This window comes from Burkholderia sp. Bp8963 (assembly GCF_003854275.1).
Taxonomy (GTDB): Bacteria; Pseudomonadota; Gammaproteobacteria; order Burkholderiales; family Burkholderiaceae; genus Burkholderia.
Genome location: NZ_QTQP01000087.1, coordinates 1 through 16395, shown reverse-complemented (window position 1 = coordinate 16395; position 16395 = coordinate 1). Strand labels below are relative to the sequence as shown.

The 16395-nt window shown below is 68.1% G+C and carries 16 protein-coding genes; 6 read left to right on the top strand and 10 right to left on the bottom strand.

Features of this window, described 5'->3' with window-relative positions; genetic code table 11:
• The 6 genes from DID96_RS36000 to DID96_RS35980 form a co-directional block, all read right to left on the bottom strand.
• A partial coding sequence (locus DID96_RS36000) for a contractile injection system protein, VgrG/Pvc8 family (RefSeq protein ID WP_260464146.1) occupies positions 1 to 368 on the bottom strand: 368 nt, incomplete at its 3' end.
• A gap of 59 nt (positions 369 to 427) precedes the next feature.
• On the bottom strand, positions 428 to 796 hold the full coding sequence (locus DID96_RS38575; protein ID WP_185732474.1) for a hypothetical protein: 369 nt from the start codon (positions 794 to 796) through the stop codon (positions 428 to 430).
• Between the two features lie 13 nt (positions 797 to 809).
• A complete protein-coding gene (locus DID96_RS39685) occupies positions 810 to 986 on the bottom strand; it encodes an integrase arm-type DNA-binding domain-containing protein (protein ID WP_409333845.1) in 177 nt (58 codons plus the stop codon).
• Between the two features lie 51 nt (positions 987 to 1037).
• Positions 1038 to 1631: a protocatechuate 3,4-dioxygenase subunit alpha gene (gene pcaG / locus DID96_RS35990; RefSeq protein WP_124603925.1), complete on the bottom strand. Its 594-nt coding sequence runs from the start codon at positions 1629 to 1631 to the stop codon at positions 1038 to 1040.
• Positions 1632 to 1634: 3 nt separating this feature from the next.
• Positions 1635 to 2342, bottom strand: a complete 708-nt coding sequence (gene pcaH / locus DID96_RS35985) for a protocatechuate 3,4-dioxygenase subunit beta (protein ID WP_124603924.1) — start codon at positions 2340 to 2342, stop codon at positions 1635 to 1637.
• 282 nt (positions 2343 to 2624) lie between these two features.
• A complete protein-coding gene (locus DID96_RS35980) occupies positions 2625 to 3302 on the bottom strand; it encodes a YebB family permuted papain-like enzyme (RefSeq protein ID WP_185732473.1) in 678 nt (225 codons plus the stop codon).
• A 121-nt stretch (positions 3303 to 3423) separates the two neighbouring features.
• Here DID96_RS35980 and DID96_RS35975 point away from each other — a divergent pair, with 121 nt between their 5' ends.
• The 3 genes from DID96_RS35975 (at position 3424) to DID96_RS35965 (ending at position 5771) form a co-directional block, all read left to right on the top strand.
• The gene (locus tag DID96_RS35975) at positions 3424 to 4161 is read left to right on the top strand and encodes a helix-turn-helix transcriptional regulator (protein WP_124603923.1); all 738 of its coding nucleotides are present in this window, start codon (positions 3424 to 3426) and stop codon (positions 4159 to 4161) included.
• 123 nt (positions 4162 to 4284) lie between these two features.
• Positions 4285 to 5286, top strand: coding sequence for a pca operon transcription factor PcaQ (gene pcaQ / locus DID96_RS35970; RefSeq protein ID WP_124603922.1), 1002 nt, complete (start codon positions 4285 to 4287; stop codon positions 5284 to 5286).
• A gap of 188 nt (positions 5287 to 5474) precedes the next feature.
• Positions 5475 to 5771, top strand: a complete 297-nt coding sequence (locus DID96_RS35965; protein ID WP_124603921.1) for an XRE family transcriptional regulator — start codon at positions 5475 to 5477, stop codon at positions 5769 to 5771.
• Between the two features lies 1 nt (position 5772).
• Here the strand turns inward: DID96_RS35965 and DID96_RS35960 are convergent, their stop codons facing one another.
• From DID96_RS35960 to DID96_RS35950, 3 genes are all read right to left on the bottom strand, one after another.
• The gene (locus DID96_RS35960) at positions 5773 to 7062 is read right to left on the bottom strand and encodes an APC family permease (RefSeq protein ID WP_124603920.1); all 1290 of its coding nucleotides are present in this window, start codon (positions 7060 to 7062) and stop codon (positions 5773 to 5775) included.
• Positions 7063 to 7223: 161 nt separating this feature from the next.
• Positions 7224 to 11630 (bottom strand): DEAD/DEAH box helicase, encoded by a 4407-nt coding sequence (locus tag DID96_RS35955; RefSeq protein WP_124603919.1) that lies wholly within the window; start codon positions 11628 to 11630, stop codon positions 7224 to 7226.
• Positions 11631 to 11729: 99 nt separating this feature from the next.
• Entirely contained in the window at positions 11730 to 12254 is a 525-nt protein-coding gene (locus DID96_RS35950; RefSeq protein ID WP_124603918.1) for a metal-dependent hydrolase, read from the bottom strand.
• A 294-nt stretch (positions 12255 to 12548) separates the two neighbouring features.
• On the opposite strand from DID96_RS35950, the gene ggt reads away from it, so the two are divergent.
• Complete coding sequence (ggt, locus tag DID96_RS35945) at positions 12549 to 14261, top strand: gamma-glutamyltransferase (protein WP_124603917.1); 1713 nt, start codon at positions 12549 to 12551, stop codon at positions 14259 to 14261.
• 245 nt (positions 14262 to 14506) lie between these two features.
• On the opposite strand, the gene DID96_RS35935 is transcribed toward ggt, so the two are convergent.
• On the bottom strand, positions 14507 to 15427 hold the full coding sequence (locus DID96_RS35935; protein ID WP_124603916.1) for an alpha/beta fold hydrolase: 921 nt from the start codon (positions 15425 to 15427) through the stop codon (positions 14507 to 14509).
• A 266-nt stretch (positions 15428 to 15693) separates the two neighbouring features.
• Between DID96_RS35935 and DID96_RS35930 the strand changes: the two genes are divergently transcribed.
• Together DID96_RS35930 and DID96_RS35925 are read left to right on the top strand one after the other, a co-directional pair.
• The gene (locus tag DID96_RS35930) at positions 15694 to 16164 is read left to right on the top strand and encodes a helix-turn-helix domain-containing protein (protein WP_124603915.1); all 471 of its coding nucleotides are present in this window, start codon (positions 15694 to 15696) and stop codon (positions 16162 to 16164) included.
• 157 nt (positions 16165 to 16321) lie between these two features.
• A partial coding sequence (locus DID96_RS35925; protein ID WP_148094508.1) for a helix-turn-helix domain-containing protein occupies positions 16322 to 16395 on the top strand: 74 nt, incomplete at its 3' end.

The window sequence follows — 16395 nt, the reverse complement described above, 5'->3', positions numbered from 1 at the left end:
AGCACGCTCTGCAGGATCTCCGGCACGCTCTGGGTCTGGAACACGCGCCAGTCCGAGCACAGCTTGAGCCGGGCCAGTTCGGGTTCGACCACCGCGCGGTAGCGCGTGCGGCGAAAGCCGGTTTCGCATTGCTCCAGGGTGCTGACCAGCCCGTGGACATAGCGCACGGGCTGTTCGCCTCGCCATAGGGTGAAGAGCGCGGGGCGGTCGAGCACCTGGCCGAAATCGACGGCGCGGTCGGAGCTGGCGAGGTCCAGCTCGAGGCGATAGGTTTCGGACAGCGCTTCGTCCAGGGTGAACTCGATGACTTCGAAGTCCATCCCGCCCACGATCTGGAAGGTGAAGCGCAGGTCGGATTGATGTGGCATGGCGTGCTCCGGATAACTGAGCACCCACAGCCAGCCAGTCGATGCCTAGCTGCAAGCCCTCAGAGAAATTGGACGTTCATGGACGTTTCCGGAATCAAGAATGCACAACACCAAATTTTTAGGAAATTGGACTGGTTCGAAAAATAGTTCGGACAGTACTTGTCTTGTACGAAATTCATGCAGGCGCGATGCCTGAGCTGTTCCGGGTAGCTGCGGTCGCTCTTCAGCCGTTGATAGAAGGCTTGAATCTGCTCCAGAGTCAACACGGTCTTGCTTTGACTGTCCGGCAAGCGAAGCAAGCCGCGTAGCCCCCAGATCGGGTTGCTATTGGCCAAGCCTCGAACCACGTCAAACTCAAAGATGGCAGAAAGGTCGCGTGTGATATGGATGCGCGCCCGCGCGCCATGCGCTTTGCAGGCCTCCAACATGGAAGGCGGCAGGTCAGCGCAGCTTGACGTTCCTGCGCTCGTGGGCGGGATGGATACCCTGCTTGATCATTGAATGTGCGGCATCGTGTGCCGCACGCGCCGCAGCTAGGCTGACTTTTGGAACCCGGCAAACAACAGCGACCCGCGCGAGCCCCCATTGTTTGCACCAACTCCCTGATTCACACGAGATTTCCCATACAAGGAGTTCCGCAGAATCCTGCTGGATTCCAGTCGAAGATCGTCAGACGTCGAAGAACACCGTTTCCTGCGGGCCCTGCATCCGGATGTCGAACCGGTAGACCACCGGCCCGCCCGGTTGCGCTTCGCGTTTCGCCACAAGCGTGGCCCGCCGCTCGGCCGGCACCGCATTCAGCACCGGATCCGCCGCGTTCGCTGCCGCTTCGTCATCGAAGTACACACGGGTGAACGCATGCGTGAGAATCCCGCGCATCATCACCGTCACATTGACGTGCGGCGCGTCGTCGGCTGCGATCCGGCCCGGCTTGACCGTCTCGACGACGAAGCGGTGCTGTGCATCGGTGCCGGTGCCGACCCGCGCGAAGCCCGTGAAGCCCGCCCGCGCGATGTCGTCGCGCGACGCCGGGTACTCGCCCGCGCTGTCCGCCTGCGTGAATTCGAGCACCGCGTCGCTGACGACGTTGCCGTCGCCGTCGAATACCTGCCCGACCAGCAGCACGTGCTCGCCCGCCGCGTGCGGCGCGGCGATTGCCGCCGTGAACAGGCTCTTCAGGTCGTAGTTGTACTGCTGCGGGCACAGGCCGTAAGCGAAGTACGGGCCGACGGTCTGCGAAGGGGTTTGTTTCAGCGTCGTCATGGTTCAGCGCTCCATCGGGGTGGCGTCGCGGCCGCGCAGCACGATGTCGAATTCGTAGCCGAGCGCATAGCCTTCTTCGGTGATGTCCATCGAGAAGCGCGAGATCAGGCGGTCGCGCGCCGCTTCGGGCGTGCCCTGGAAGATCGGGTCGTACGCGAGCAGCGGATCGCCGGGGAAATACATCTGCGTGACGAGGCGCGAGCCGAAGTAGTCGCCGAACAGCGAGAAGTGAATGTGGTTCGGGCGCCACGCGTTCGGGTGGTTGCCCCACGGGTACGCGCCGGGCTTGATCGTCAGGAAGCGGTAGCGGCCTTCGTTGTCGGTCAGGCAGCGGCCCGCGCCGAGGAAGTTCGGGTCGAGCGGCGCGTCGTGCTGGTCGACCTTGTGCACGTAGCGGCCGGCGGCGTTTGCCTGCCAGACCTCGACGAGCGTGTTGCGCACCGGCTTGCCGCCTTCGTCGAGCACGCGGCCCGTGACGACGATGCGCTCGCCGAGCGGCTCGCCGTTCTTCACGGCGTTCTTCGTCAGGTCGTGATCGAGCGCGCCGAGATCGTCGGCGCCGTAGACTGGCGCATACTGGTCGCGCAGTTTCTCCTTCAGCGGAATCAGCGGCTTCGTGGGGCCGCGCTTCACCGACGAGCGGTAGTCGGGGTGGATGTATGCGGGATGCGACGGCCAGTCGCGCGGCGTGAGAATCGTGGGCGAATCCATCGGGCGTCTCCTGATAAATTTTCGCAGAGTGGATGGCAGGACTTTAGCCAATCCGGAAAGTTATGCAAAATGACGATTTTTCGTGGATCGCATAACCGTTCGTTATGGTCTGCGGACGCCGCGCCAATAAAGAAGCCGCCGGACAGGGCTGCCTGTCCGGCGGATAAAGCAATCGGGCTCGCGTTTCGTCGGTGACGAACGTTGCACGGCCCTCCAGCCAGCCCGTCGCTGTTTGTTATTTGCTCTTCTTTTTATTGTTGTGGGTCTCCTTCGCGCCGCCCGTCAGGCGCGGCCCGGATCGAGCACGATGCCGTCGAATTCGAGCGTCAGCTTGTCGCTGCGGATCAGGCTCGCGGGCGTCACCGTCTCGCGTGCCCACGGAATGCGCCCGAAGTACCACAGCCGCCAGAAGCCAAGCTTCGCGCCGGGCCGGCGCGCGTGCAGCGCTTCGAAGGTTTCCACGTCGCCGACCTCGACGCCCGTGGCTTCGCCGAGCACTTCGCGCACGTAGCGCGAGCAGAATTGTCGCCGCGACCGCAGGTTGAAGCCGGTGTCGTACAGCGTGCCGATCCGCTTTTCGGCGGCCTCGTGCACGCGGCGCTGTTCGTCGGCCGTGGGCCGTGTCGCAAGCCGCGCCAGCGCGATGCGGCCGCCTTCGGAGCGGGCGACGAAGCGCGCGAGCGGCGTCAGCTTCGCCCACGGAAACGTGCTCTCCGCGACCACCGGCTCGGCCCCCGACGTGTCGACGACGATGCCGACGTGGTTGGTCCACGTCCCCGTCGCGTCCGCCACTTCGCGGAACGGGCGGATCGGCACGCGGATGAACACGAGATCCCCGACGTGTGCGCTCGCGGCGAGCGTGCGCACGGTCGCGAGCGGCAAGGCGCGGCCGGTTTCGCGGGCATCGCGTGACACGGCGCGGAGCGGTTCGTATGCGGCGGTTTCGGTTCGGGTGGACATCTCGACTCCGTCGATCGTTGACAGGACGGAGCGGATTATGCAGACAAGTAACGATAAGCGGTCACTTGTGTGCGTTGGTAGCCTAATATTCGTCCTGAAGCATCATTTTCCGATACCAAACATGACTGAAACCGCCCAACTGATCGATACGCTGAAGCGCCAGCTGAAGGCGCAGGGCATGACTTACCGCGACGTCGCGCGTGCACTTGATGTCTCTGAAACGAGCGTGAAGCGGCTGTTCGCGAGCGGCCGCTTCACGCTCGAGCGGGTCGTCCAGGTCGCGCAGGTGCTCGGCTACACGCTCGCCGAGCTCGTGCAGGAAGCGTCGGCGTCCGCGCCGCGGCTGCACACGCTGACCGAGCAGCAGGAGGCGTTGCTCGTGTCGGACGAGAAACTGCTGCTCGTCGCCGTCTGCGCGATCAACTACTGGACCGTGGACGACATCGTGTCGGCCTATCGCGTGACGAAGGCCGAATGCCTGAAATACCTGCTGATGCTCGACCGGATGAACGTGGTCGCGCTGTTGCCGGGCGACCGGATCCGCGTGCGCGTCGCGCGCGACTTCGACTGGCTGCCGGGCGGCCCGATCCGCCGCTACTTCCACACGCATGCGCTCGGCGATTTCCTCGACAGCCGCTTCGACGGCCCTGGCGAAACGATGACGTTCACGCAGGGGATGCTCACGGTGGCCGCCGCCGCCGAGCTCGAGCAGGAATTGCGTCGGTTGCGCAGCAAGGCGGCGGCGCTGCACGCGGAGTCGTCGTCCGCGCCGCTCGGGCAGAAGCACGGTACGGGGTTGCTGATCGCGAAGCGGATCTGGGAGCCGTCGGGATTCGAGGCGCTGCGGCGCGCGCCGTGAGCGCGACGGCGTCCGTCGTCGCCCAGGTGCGCACGCGGCTGTGTCAGCCGGCAGACAGCGCTTGGGACCAACCGGAAAGTTATGCAAAATGGCATTTCACCGTCAGTTGCATAACCTCCTGTCATGAATAACCGTATCGCCGACGGCCGCGTCAAGTTCCGGCACCTGCAGTGCTTTCTCGCGGTTGCCCAACTGGGCGGCGTGCAGAAGGCGGCCGAAAGCCTGTCGATCACGCAGCCGGCCGTCTCGAAGACGATCGCCGAACTCGAGTCGATCCTCGGCGTCAGGCTGTTCGAGCGCGGCCGGCAAGGCGCGCACCCGACCCGCGAAGGGCAGCTCTTCATGCCGCATGCGAACGCGTGCGTGCTCGCGCTGCGGCAAGGCGTCGGGTTGCTGGCGCGTGAAGGCGGCGGCGCGGCGGCGACGCTCGAGGTCGGGATGCTGCCGACCGTCGCGGCGTCGCTCGCGCCGGCGCTGATGAAGGCGCTCGCTGCACGCTGGCCGCGCGCCGTCGTGCGGATCGCGACCGCCGCGAACGCCGAACTGCTCGAGCGCCTGAAGGCCGGCGCGATCGAGTGCGCGATCGGGCGGCTGTCGGAGCCGGAGCGGATGATCGGTCTCGCGTTCGAACAGCTGTACAACGAGCCGCTCGTCGCCGTGGTGCGCGCCGGTCATCCGCTGCTCGCGAGCGCCGCACCGGCGGCCGAACTCGCGCGTTACCCGGTCGTGCTGCCGCCGTACGGCACGCTGATCCGGCAATCGGCCGAGCAATTGCTGAACGCATGCGGCGCGCCGCCGCTGGATGCGTTCATCGAGGTGCTGTCGGTGTCGGTCGCGCGTGCGCTCGCGCTCGAGAACGATGCGGTCTGGTTCGTGCCGCTGTACGCAGCCGAATACGACCTGGCGGCAGGCGCGCTCGCGCGGCTGCCGCTGCCGTCAGCCGGCACCGACGAACCGGTCGGGCTGATTTTGCGCACCGACGCGCAGCCGTCGCCCGTCGCGCGGACGCTGATCGACGCGGTGCGCGAGATTGCTCGGGCGCGGTATGGCGACGGGCGGCCGGGGGACACGGCGCAGCGTGGCCGGCGGCGGGCGCGCGGGAGCAACGCGACGAAGCCGCGCTGACACGCTGCAGAACGCGGACGCGCGAGATGGCTGATCGGCCGAGGTTCGCTTTCGTCACGCTTGGCCTGTCGTATCAATTTTGGTGCGATAGGCGGCAAGACGGCAATGGTGAGACTTCTGAGCGGCCGAACCGCAGCAGGCCTTCACCGGCGATCGGGCAGTGCGCAACACAGCGAATGGAGTACGGCATGACGACCCCCAGCAACCGCCACATCGGCAGCGACTTCGACGCTTTCCTCGACGCGGAAGGCAGCCTCGAGGAAGCCACTGCGACCGCGATCAAGCGCGTGATCGCGTGGCAGATCGAGCAGGAGATGAAGGCGCAGCACATCACGAAAACCGCGATGGCCGCCCGGATGAAAACGAGCCGCGCGGCGCTCAACCGCCTGCTCGACGAAACCGACACGAGCCTCACGCTGACGACGCTTGCGAGCGCTGCCGCAGCGCTCGGCAAGCGCTTGAGCTTTGAGCTGGTGCCCGCCTGACTTACCGGCCGCGTCCCGCCACCCTCAGGTAAAGCAGCGCCGCGCCCGCCAGCAGCAGCGGCCACACGAAATACCAGCCGGTCGTCAGGAACAGCCCGGCGACCGCGACCAGCGAAACCCACGCGCAACGATGCGCGATGCCGCCGCGCGGCAACAGCTTCAGCGCCGCCGCGGCGCCCAGCCCGTACACCATCACGAAGCAGCCGGACGTCACGAGCACGAGCGGCTTCGGTCCCACGCCGGCAACGGTCGTCGCGGCCAGCGCGAACGTCGCGAGCGCCGCAATCACGCCGAGGCTGCGGCGCGGCACGCCGCCGACCTGGCTGCCTTGTGCGAGCCATGCAGGCAGCGCGCCATCGCGCCCGAGCGCCGCGCCGAGCTTCGCCGCGCCCGCGAAATACGCGTTCATTGTCCCGAGCGTCAGCAGCAACGCGCCCGCGGCCGCCAGCACCTGCGCATGGCCGCCGATGCCGCGCGCGATCAGTTCGGCAAGCGGCGCGCCGGATGCGCCGGCGGACGGGCCGAGCACCGTCACGCTCGCGGCGGCGACCGACAGGTACAGCAGCCCGACGACGACGACCGCGATGCCGGCCGACCGCGGCATATCGTGCGCGGGCCGACGGAATTCCGCCGCGAGATGCGTGATCGCTTCCCAGCCGGCGAAGCTCCAGACGAGCAGCGCGGTCGCCTGGCCGATCGCGAACCAGCCGTGCGGCGCGAACGGATGGAGATTCGACACGCTCGCGCGCGGTGCGGACGCGAGCACGGCCGCGAGCAGCAGCGTCACGAGCAGCGCGGACAGCACGAGCTGCATCCGTCCCGATACGGTGACGCCGAACGCGTTCGCGGCCGATACGATCGCGATCAGCGCGGCGGCGGTGACGACGACCGTCGTGTGGCCACCGCCCGTCACGGCCGCGACGTACGCGCCGCCGAACATGGCCGCGGCCGGTGCGCCGGCCGGCACCGCGAAATAGAAGCACCAGCCGACGATTGCCGCGGCTTTCGGTCCGAACGCGCGGCGCGCATAGGTCGACACGCCGCCCGCATCCGGAAAGCGCGCGCCGAGCGCCGCGAAGGTCGCCGCGAGCGGCGCGGACAGCACGACGAGCGCCGCCCACGCGAGCAGCGACGCGGGGCCCGCGACCTCGGCCGCGAGCGCGGGCAGCGCGATCACGCCGGTGCCGAGTACCGCGCCGATGTACAGCGCGGCGCCCTGGAAGATCGTCAGCGAGCCGGCGTGGTGAACGGAGGATGACGACGCGGTACGCGGGTCGGCCGAGGAGGGCATGAGCAGGGGTCTCCGGAAACGTAGGTATCTGCGTGCGCGCGGCATATCAGGCGCATCGCACGCGCATCGCAGGCGTATCGAATCGTTCGATGCTAGCCGAATGCGCTGTCGAGTGCGTGCGGCCGTTCAGTAGTCGGCGACGCGCCGCGTGTCAGCCGCTGTCAGGAGCGGCGCGCGAGCCGCACGCGCGCGTCCTCGCGCGCGGTGGGCGACAGGTCAGCCGCATAGTGAAAGGCGCCGGCGACGAGCGACGCGACCGGCACGCCATCGCGGAACAGCACGCGGTTGCCGGCCAGCGCAGGCACCTTGTCGCCGGGCAGCAGCGTGCCGGCGAGATTGAGTGGATCGGCGCCTGTCACGCAGACGAACTGGCCGTCGCCGGGCTGCCGCCGCAGCTCGCGCAGGATCGGAATCGCCTCGGGCAGTGCGAACTGTTCGCCCGCGAGCCCGGCGACGAAGCGTCCGCCGCGAATCTCGCCGCGCGCCTCCAGCCGCTGCAGCACGCGCACCAGTTCACGCCAGCCCGGCAGCCAGTCGGCCTCGCGTTCGAGCAGCCGCCAGAACACGACGCCGTAGCGGCGCAGCAGCGTCCATGCGACGTGTTCGAGCGCATCGGGATCGGTCGTGGCGAGCGCGCGCGCCGGCACCGCCGGCGCGGCGGCGGGCGGCGCGGGACGCTGCACGAGCGCCCAGCGCCCGGCGTCGTCCATCCCGCCGATCAGCGCGCCGCCGCGCCGCGTGCGCGGTGCATACGTCGCGCTGCGTTTCACCACGGGCTTCAGCAGCGCGCGCAGGCCCGCGAAACTGTCTGCGTTCACGAGGCCTGCCGACACGAGTTCGCCGAGCGCCTGTTCGAGTTCGACCGGCAGCATGTGCAGGTCGCCGAGCAGCTCGTCGAAGAACATCGCGCCGTGCGCGGCGAGCACATCGCGCACCTGTGTCGCACGCGCGGACAGCGCCGGTTGCGCGGCCGGATCGCGCAGCGCCTGCCACGCGGCGAGATCGCGGCGCGGCAGCAGCACGATCGGCGTCGTCTTCACGGGCGTCGCGGCCGTGCGGGCCGGCGCGCCGATGCGGGTCCATACGAGCTTGCCGGAACGGCACAGCTCGTCGAGCCCGCCCGTCGTGTAGTCGGTCAGCCGCGCGGGGAGCAGCGCGTCTTCCCATGCGCTCGCGGCCGCCTCGAAGCCTTCGAGCTGTTCGACGACGGCGGCGAGCGCGTCGCGTCCGGCGCCGCGCGTGTCGGGCGTCAGGTGCTGCCAGTGGAACAGGAAGCGCATGAAGTCCGCGCGTTCGACCGGTTCGATTTCGCGGCGCAGGCGTTTCACCGTGTAGCGGTGGATGCGCGCGAGCAGGTGACGTTCGCACCATTCTTCGGCGATCGTGCCTGCGCCACCCGCACGGGGCGTAAAGCGGCCGCGCATCACGTAGCCTTCCTGCTCGAGCGCGGCGAGCGCAGCCTTGATCGTCGTGACCGGCAGGCCGAGCGGCTGCGCGATCGCGTCGAGCGTCAGCGGACCGAAGCCGGTCAGCCTTGCACGGATCACATCGACGAGCGCGGCGTCCGCTTCCCACGGCGTGGCGCAAGCGGCCGGCACCTTGAGCGCCGGCGTGCAGCGCGCGTCCGGATGCAGCGCGCGCACGCAGACGAGCCGCTCGACCGGCACCCACAGCGCCGCGCCGCCCGGCGTGACCAGCTTCGTCGCGCGGCGGCGCCCGGCCAGTTCGGCGAGCCACGCGGGCCAGCCGTCCTGCGCGTGCGCTTCGTCGTCGGTCACGCACGCGAGCGTGAGCAGTGCATCGTGCATCTCGTCCGCATCGCGCACGAGCGGCCACGCTTCGTCGCGCACCGCGGCGATCGCGTCGGCATCGAGCGCGCCGAGATCGTCCGCGGATTCGGGGTCGCTCCAGCGGCGCGCCTGCACGGCCTGCGTGCGGCGCTCCTCGAGCGGCGCGTCGTCGAGGAATGCGTACGGTTTCGCGTTGAGAATCTCGGCCGCGAGCGGCGACGGCGCGGGCAGGTCGCGCGCGACCAGCTCGATCGCGCCGCTTTCGATCCGGCGCAGCAGCGCGAGCCAGCCGTCGGTATCCATCGCGTCGTGCAGGCAATCGTCGAGCGTCTGGTCGACGAGCGGATGATGCGGAATCTCGCGCTCGCCGACGATGTTCTCGAGACACGCGACCTGATCGGGGAACACGGTCGCGAGCAGGTCTTCGCTCTTCATCCGCTGCAGTTGCGGCGCGGTTCGCTTGCCGCCGGTGTAGCGTGGCAGCGCGAGCGCCGTCGTCGCGTTCCAGCGCCAGCGCACGCCGAACAGCGGCGCGTCGAGCAGCGCCTGGACGAGCACGTGCTCGGCGCTCGCCGCGCGCAGGTAGCGCCACACTTCGTCGAGCGCGAAGCTGTGCGCGAGCGACAGCGACAGGATGATCGCGTCGTCGGTCGCCGCGGCCTGCAGCTCGAAGTTGAACGTGCGGCAGAAGCGCTTGCGCAGCGCGAGCCCCCACGCGCGGTTGATGCGGCTGCCGAACGGCGAATGGATCACGAGCTGCGTGCCGCCGGATTCGTCGAAGAAGCGTTCCATCACGAGCGTGTGCTGCGTCGGCAGTGCACCGAGCGCCGCGCGGCTGCGCGCGAGGTAGTCGGCGATCTGGCGCGCGGCGTCGGGCGACAGCCGCAGGTCGTCGACGAGCCAGCGCAGCGCGGGGGCGAGACGGCTTTCGACGGCACCACCGCTCGCCTGACGATCACCCTCCGCGAACAGCGCGTCGAGCCGCGCGCGCAGCCGGCCGACCGCGGCCGACAGCTCGTCGCTGCGGCCCGGCGCTTCGCCGAGCCAGAACGGAATGTTCGGCGACTGACCCTGCGCATCCTCGACGCGCACGCGGCCTGTCTCGACGCGAATGATCCGGTACGACTGGTTGCCGAGCTGGAACACGTCGCCGGCCAGGCTCTCGATCGCGAAATCCTCGTTGACGGTGCCGACCTGGATGCCCTGCGGTTCGAGCAGCACCGCGTAGTCGGCCATGTCGGGGATCGTGCCGCCGGAGGTCGTCGCGGTCATCATCGCGTTGCGCCGCCCGCGCACCGTGCCGCCGACCACGTCGCGATGCAGGTACGCGGCGCGCACGCCGCGCCGGCTGCTGAAACCTTCGGCGAGCATCTGCATCACGTCGTCGAACCGCTCGCGCGGCAGGCGCGCATACGGCGCCGCGCGCGTGAAGCATCGATACAGCGCGTCTTCCTGCCATTCGGCGCACGCGACTTCCGCGACGATCTGCTGCGCAAGCACGTCGAGCGGCGCGTCGGGGATCCGCAGCGTGTCGAGTTCGCCGCGACGCACGCAGTCGAGCAGCGCCGCACATTCGACGAGTTCGTCGCGCGACAGCGGGAACAGGCGGCCCTTCGGCACGCCGCCGACATGGTGCCCGGAGCGGCCGACGCGCTGCAGGAATGGCGCGATGCCGCGCGGCGAGCCGACCTGGCAGACGAGATCGACATCGCCGATGTCGATGCCGAGTTCCAGCGACGCGGTCGCGACCAGCAGCTTCAGTTCACCGCGCTTCAGGCGCTGTTCCGCGTCGAAGCGGTGTTCTTTCGCGAGGCTGCCGTGATGCGCGGCGATCGCATCCTTGCCGAGCCGGTCGGCGAGATGGCGCGCCATGCGCTCCGCGGTGCGCCGCGTGTTGACGAACACGAGCGTCGTGCGGTGCGCGGCGGCGAGCCCGGCGATCCGGTCGTAAAGCTGTTCCCACACGTCGGTTGCCATCACCGGCTCGAGCGGCACGTTCGGCAATTCCAGCGCGAGGTCGCGCTCGCGTGCGTGGCCCGTGTCGACGATCGTGCAGTCGCGCGGCGCGTCCGCAGGCCCGCCGACGAGGAAGCGCGCGACCGCGTCGATCGGCTTTTGCGTCGCCGACAGCCCGATGCGCGGCAGCGTGCGCCCGGCCAGCGCGTCGAGCCGTTCGAGCGACAGTGCGAGATGGCTGCCGCGCTTGCTGTTGGCCAGCGCGTGGATCTCGTCGACGATGACCGAGCGCGCGGTCGACAGCATCTGGCGGCCGGACGTCGACGACAGCAGCACGTACAGCGATTCCGGCGTCGTCACGAGGATGTGCGGCGCGCGCTTGCGCAGCGCCGCGCGCTCGGCCTGCGTGGTGTCGCCGGTGCGCACCGCGGTGCGGATCGCCGGCACCGGCAGGCCGCGCTGTGCGAGCGACTCGGCGATGCCGGCGAGCGGCGCTTCGAGGTTCACGTGGATGTCGTTCGACAGCGCCTTCAGCGGCGACACGTAGACGACGAGGGTCGCGTCCGGCAGTGTGCCGTCGTGCGCGAGTGCGTCGCGCACGAGATCGTCGATCGCGCACAGGAAGCCGGTGAGCGTCTTGCCGGAGCCGGTCGGCGCGGCGACGAGCGTCGAGCGGCCGGCCTTGATATGCGGCCATGCAAGCGCCTGCGCGCCGGTCGGTGCGGCGAACGTGCGCTGGAACCAGGCGGCGACGGCGGGGTGGAACACGTCGAGCACGCTGGCGGCGGCGCAGTTGGCAGAGCAGGTGGCGGTGACGTCCATCGAAGCGGTGAATCAGGGTGCGAGCACGGGTGCGCGGTGGGCGCGCGCGAACCGTCAGTGTGCCAGACGTCGCGCGCGCGCGTGCCGGGCGGCTCACCTCTACACGCGATGCAACCACCCAAGCCACTGCTGCAGTGCGGGCGCATGCGCCCACACCGATTGCGCGAGCCACAGTGCGCCGGCCCATGCCGCGCCGACCACGATCAGGTCGCAGTTCCCGCTGTTCCACAGGTTCAGCGAGTGACGCCGCCAGATCCACGGCACGCCGAGCGGATTCGGCCAGTCGGCGAGCAGGTGCATCAGGCCGCCGCACGCGAAGCCGAACAGCGGCGCGGCCCACAGCGGATGCGGGTGATGCGCGAGCCCGTGCCACCCGAGCGCGAGCAGCGCGACCCAGCCGATGCCCCAATGCGTGACGGTGCGATGCGTGATCCAGAGCCGGCGTTTGCGGCTCCACCAGGCAATTTCGAGCCAGTCGGGCGCGGTGCCGCCGGCGACGCCTGCCGCGAATGCGGCGAGGATGCCCGCATGCCACGGCCCGGTCGCGCCACTCTGCGCGACGAGAACGGCGGCAATCAGGCCGGCCGCAAAGCCGGTCGCGTGATGTGCGTTGTGTGATGCCATACGGAAAGAAAACGAACGGGAAAGAGTACGAACGGAAAACGTCGGAGCGGCGCACATGCGAAGGGGCGCCATCTTCTCAGATCGGCGCGCGGCGCGGGAGATCCGGGCGAGGATATTTCGCGTATGCGGCGGCGATGGACGCAGATTCGTCATGATTCGTAGTATCGCCTGACGATTGGCCAATGAGTCGCGCCACGACTACGAATCCCTGTTATTGGGCGCAACGGTCTCACGGCTATAAGCAGATGAAGCGAATTCTTCGGCCTTGAAACGCGCTCACATGGGAGACCCGCAATGCGCACGTTCGATCGCTTCAAAACCTCCGCCATCGTCATCGCGACCGCGGCCGGCATCGGCTTCCTGCCGGCCGCGCCCGCGTATGCGAAGGGCCCGCACGCCGTCCTGACGAGTTCGGCGGTCGCCGTCGCCGACAAGTACAGCGCAGATGCCGCGGAGCGGATCTTCAAGCAGGGCGGCAATGCGATCGACGCAGCGGTCGCGATCGCGTTTACGCTCGCCGTCACGTATCCGGAAGCGGGCAACATCGGCGGCGGCGGCTTCATGACGCTCTACGTCGACGGCAAGCCGTACTTCCTCGACTACCGCGAGCGCGCGCCGCTCGCCGCCACGAAAGACATGTATCTCGACAAGCAGGGCGAAGTCGTGCCCGGCATGAGCCTGTATGGCAACCGCGCAGTCGGCGTGCCCGGCACGGTCGCGGGGATGTGGGAAGCGCAGAAGCGCTTCGGCAAGCTGAAGTGGAAGCAGGTGCTCGCGCCGGCGATCCACTACGCGCGCGACGGCTTCATCGTCGACGAGCAGCTCGCGCAGCGCGGCGTCGACGCGTCGAAGGAATTCGGCGGCAAGACCAATTTCGACCGGTACTTCGGCGCGATGAAGGCCGGCACGAACTTCAGGCAGCCGGATCTCGCGGCCGTCCTCACGCGGATCTCGAACGACGGGGCGAAGGATTTCTACGACGGCAGGACGGCCGACCTGATCGCCGCGTCGATGAAGGCCGGCAACGGGCTGATCACGAAGCAGGACTTGCAGCAATACCGCGCGGTCTGGCGCGAGCCGATCCAGGCGAACTGGAACGGCTATCGCGTGATCACCGCGCCGCCGCCGAGCTCGGGCGGGATCGGGCTCGTGCAGTTGCTGAAGATGAAGGCCGACCGGAAGCAGGACTTCGACGGCGTCACGCTCAATTCGCCGCAATACGTGCACCTGATCGCCGAGATCGAGAAGCGTGTGTTCGCCGATCGCGCGCAGTACCTCGGCGATCCGGACTTCTACAAGGTACCGATCGCGCAACTGACCGACGACGCGTACATCGCGAAGCGCGCGGCCGAAGTGAGCCCGACGCAGATCGCGGACACGCACAGCGTGCGGCCGGGGCTCGGCACGTCGATGCCGGAGAAGGCGGAGACGACGCACTTCTCGGTCGTCGACAAGTGGGGCAACGCGGTGTCGAACACGTACACGATCAACGGCTATTTCGGCTCGGGGATGATCGCGGACGGCACGGGCATCGTGCTCAACGACGAGATGGACGACTTCTCCGCGAAGCCGGGCGTCGCCAATGCGTTCGGCGTCGTGGGCGCGGACGCCAACGCGATCGAGCCGAAGAAGCGGCCGCTGTCGTCGATGACGCCGACGATCCTGACGCGGGACGGCAAGGTCGCGCTCGTGATCGGCACGCCGGGCGGCTCGCGGATCTTCACGTCGATCTTCCAGGTGATCAACAACATCTACGACTTCAGGATGCCGTTGAAGGAAGCGGTCGGCGCGATGCGCTTCCATCACCAGTTGCTGCCGCCGAACACGATCTTCTGGGAGCCGTACCGCCCGATCGACGGCGAACTCGCGAAGCAGGTCGAGGCGCGCGGCTACAAGCTGGAAGGACAGGATTTCAGCGGCGACATCCAGGCGATCAAGATCGACGGCAAGACGCCGGACGCGGTGGCCGATCCGCGCGGGCGTGGGGTCACGCGGGTGATCGACTGACACGATGCGTGCGCATCGATGAGGCCGACGGTTGCCGGACGCTCGTGAAGATCGCCGGCGATCGACGACAGGAGGCCGATGGGCGCGAATTCCGTGACGACGATGGTGAAGGTGGCAACGGCGAGGACGACGACCGCCAGCCAGCGGTGAAGCGGCGATACCGCGTCGGACTGCGGCGGCGCAGTGCAGGTGGACATGAAGGTGGACTCCGTGGGGTTGGGGGCGGTGATGCCGACGAGACGCGATCAGGTGTTCCGGATGAACCGCAGGATTCGGGCCGTGACGGCTTCGGGAGCGTCCTCGACGCAGTAGTGCCCGACGCCCGCAAGGCGCTCGACGGGCGCGGACGGAAACAGCGCGGTGAACAGCGGCAGGAAGTGATCGGCGCCGAGGGTGCGGTCGGCATTGCCCCAGATCGCGAGCGCGGGCTTTTCGCGTATCGCACGTATTGCCGCCGCGTCGGGCACTTCGAACCGATGTGCGCCCGTCGCAAATCCTTTCGCCCAGCCGATCGCACCGACGCAATCGGCGGGGCTCGCGAACGGCGCGGCGTAGGCGGCGAGCCAGTCGTCGGTGATGATCGCGTGGTTCTCGAAACCGTTGAGCTTCAGCGTGCTCAGCATGTTGAAGCCGAGTTGTCCGAGTACGGGCTCCAGGCTGCCGTCCGCCGCTGCGCGGGTGATCCACTGGAACCACGGCGAATCGCGGCCGTTCGCCATCAAGCGGTCGAACAGATCAGGCTGGCCGAACGGCGTCGGCCCGTTCGTCGAGACGATGCGGTGAATACGGTCCGGATGACGGGCGGCGAGCCCCATCCCGACGGGGCCGCCGAAATCGTGCATCACGAGCGTCACGCGATCGAGGTCGAGCGCGAGCACGAACCTCTCCAGATTGTCGATGTGATCCTGCAGCCAGTAGCTGCGATCCTGCGGCGCTTCGCTTTTTCCGAACCCCATGTGATCGGGAACGACGACCCGGTGCGTGCGGCTCAGCGGCGAAATCAGGTGGCGGAACAGATAGCCCCAGGTGGGCTCGCCGTGCAGGCACAGGACGGTCTCGCCCTCGTGCGGACCTTCGTCCACGTAATGCATCCGGAAGCCAGAAGCATCGTCGAAATGCGGGGTGAACGGAAATGTGCCACCGAACGTGGCGTCGAACCGGATCATCGGGCGCTCCTTTCGAGAGTTGAGCTTTGTGGTTTCAAATTGAAACCATGCGGGAGCTTAGGATGTGCGGTTTCAGTTTGCAACCATTTTGATGGTGTGGCGGAATCAGACAGGCTGAATAGCGGTGACTGCGTGTCACGACCGGTCGATCCGAAGCGATTGATTTTTGGCTCCTCAGGTTTTATATTGCAACCGATAAAACACGAGGAATGGCGGCCGTTGCGGCCGCCGATGAAGCTGCGCGAACGGCAGGACAGGACTCATCGATGAACAGGCGAACCACCCACCAGGATTCCCCATGCGGCGTTGCCCGCCCGCTGGACGCGATCGGCGACTGGTGGTCGCTGCTGATCGTCCGCGACGCATTCGATGGCCTGCGCCGGTTCGGCGAATTTCAGAAGAGTCTCGGCCTTGCGAAGAACATCCTGGCGGCCCGTCTGCGCAACCTGGTCGCTCACGGGATCATGGATGCGGTGCCGGCCGCCGACGGCGGCGCGCACCGCGAATACGTGCTGACCGAGAAGGGGCGCGGGCTGTTTCCGCTGCTCGTCGCGCTGCGGCAGTGGGGCGAGGATTTCTTTTTCGACCCGGACGAGGCGCACGTGCTGCTGGTCGACAGGAAGACCGGGCTTCCCGTCAGGAAGCTGGAGCTGCGCTCGCAGGACGGGCGCGTGCTTGGGCCGGAGGACACGGTCGTGTTGCTGCCGCCGGGCGTCAACGAGTCTGGGCAGGACTGACCGGGCTGCATGTTTTTGAGCCAGCTTTTGAGCGCCTGCGGCCGTTCGTAGTTGACCGGGAAGCGCGGCAAGCCCCGGACTTCAGGCCGGAGAAGGAAAGCGCAGACGCCGCAGGCGTCCTTGACAACGCGTAAGTGGTGGGTGATACGCTCAGCGTATGCAATGTCTTCAGGCCTTCCGATTCGAACTGATGCCGACTGGCGAGCAGGCGCGCGACATGCGCCGCTTCGC

What these genes read in the sequence shown, in the direction of transcription:
- DID96_RS38575 (WP_185732474.1), bottom strand. Translation starts at nt 796, where the DNA reads ATGTTGGAGGCCTGCAAAGCGCATGGCGCGCGGGCGCGCATCCATATC.
- pcaG (WP_124603925.1), bottom strand. Translation starts at nt 1,631, where the DNA reads ATGACGACGCTGAAACAAACCCCTTCGCAGACCGTCGGCCCGTACTTC.
- pcaH (WP_124603924.1), bottom strand. Translation starts at nt 2,342, where the DNA reads ATGGATTCGCCCACGATTCTCACGCCGCGCGACTGGCCGTCGCATCCC.
- DID96_RS35980 (WP_185732473.1), bottom strand. Translation starts at nt 3,302, where the DNA reads ATGTCCACCCGAACCGAAACCGCCGCATACGAACCGCTCCGCGCCGTG.
- DID96_RS35975 (WP_124603923.1), top strand. Translation starts at nt 3,424, where the DNA reads ATGACTGAAACCGCCCAACTGATCGATACGCTGAAGCGCCAGCTGAAG.
- pcaQ (WP_124603922.1), top strand. Translation starts at nt 4,285, where the DNA reads ATGAATAACCGTATCGCCGACGGCCGCGTCAAGTTCCGGCACCTGCAG.
- DID96_RS35965 (WP_124603921.1), top strand. Translation starts at nt 5,475, where the DNA reads ATGACGACCCCCAGCAACCGCCACATCGGCAGCGACTTCGACGCTTTC.
- DID96_RS35960 (WP_124603920.1), bottom strand. Translation starts at nt 7,062, where the DNA reads ATGCCCTCCTCGGCCGACCCGCGTACCGCGTCGTCATCCTCCGTTCAC.
- DID96_RS35955 (WP_124603919.1), bottom strand. Translation starts at nt 11,630, where the DNA reads ATGGACGTCACCGCCACCTGCTCTGCCAACTGCGCCGCCGCCAGCGTG.
- DID96_RS35950 (WP_124603918.1), bottom strand. Translation starts at nt 12,254, where the DNA reads ATGGCATCACACAACGCACATCACGCGACCGGCTTTGCGGCCGGCCTG.
- ggt (WP_124603917.1), top strand. Translation starts at nt 12,549, where the DNA reads ATGCGCACGTTCGATCGCTTCAAAACCTCCGCCATCGTCATCGCGACC.
- DID96_RS35935 (WP_124603916.1), bottom strand. Translation starts at nt 15,427, where the DNA reads ATGATCCGGTTCGACGCCACGTTCGGTGGCACATTTCCGTTCACCCCG.
- DID96_RS35930 (WP_124603915.1), top strand. Translation starts at nt 15,694, where the DNA reads ATGAACAGGCGAACCACCCACCAGGATTCCCCATGCGGCGTTGCCCGC.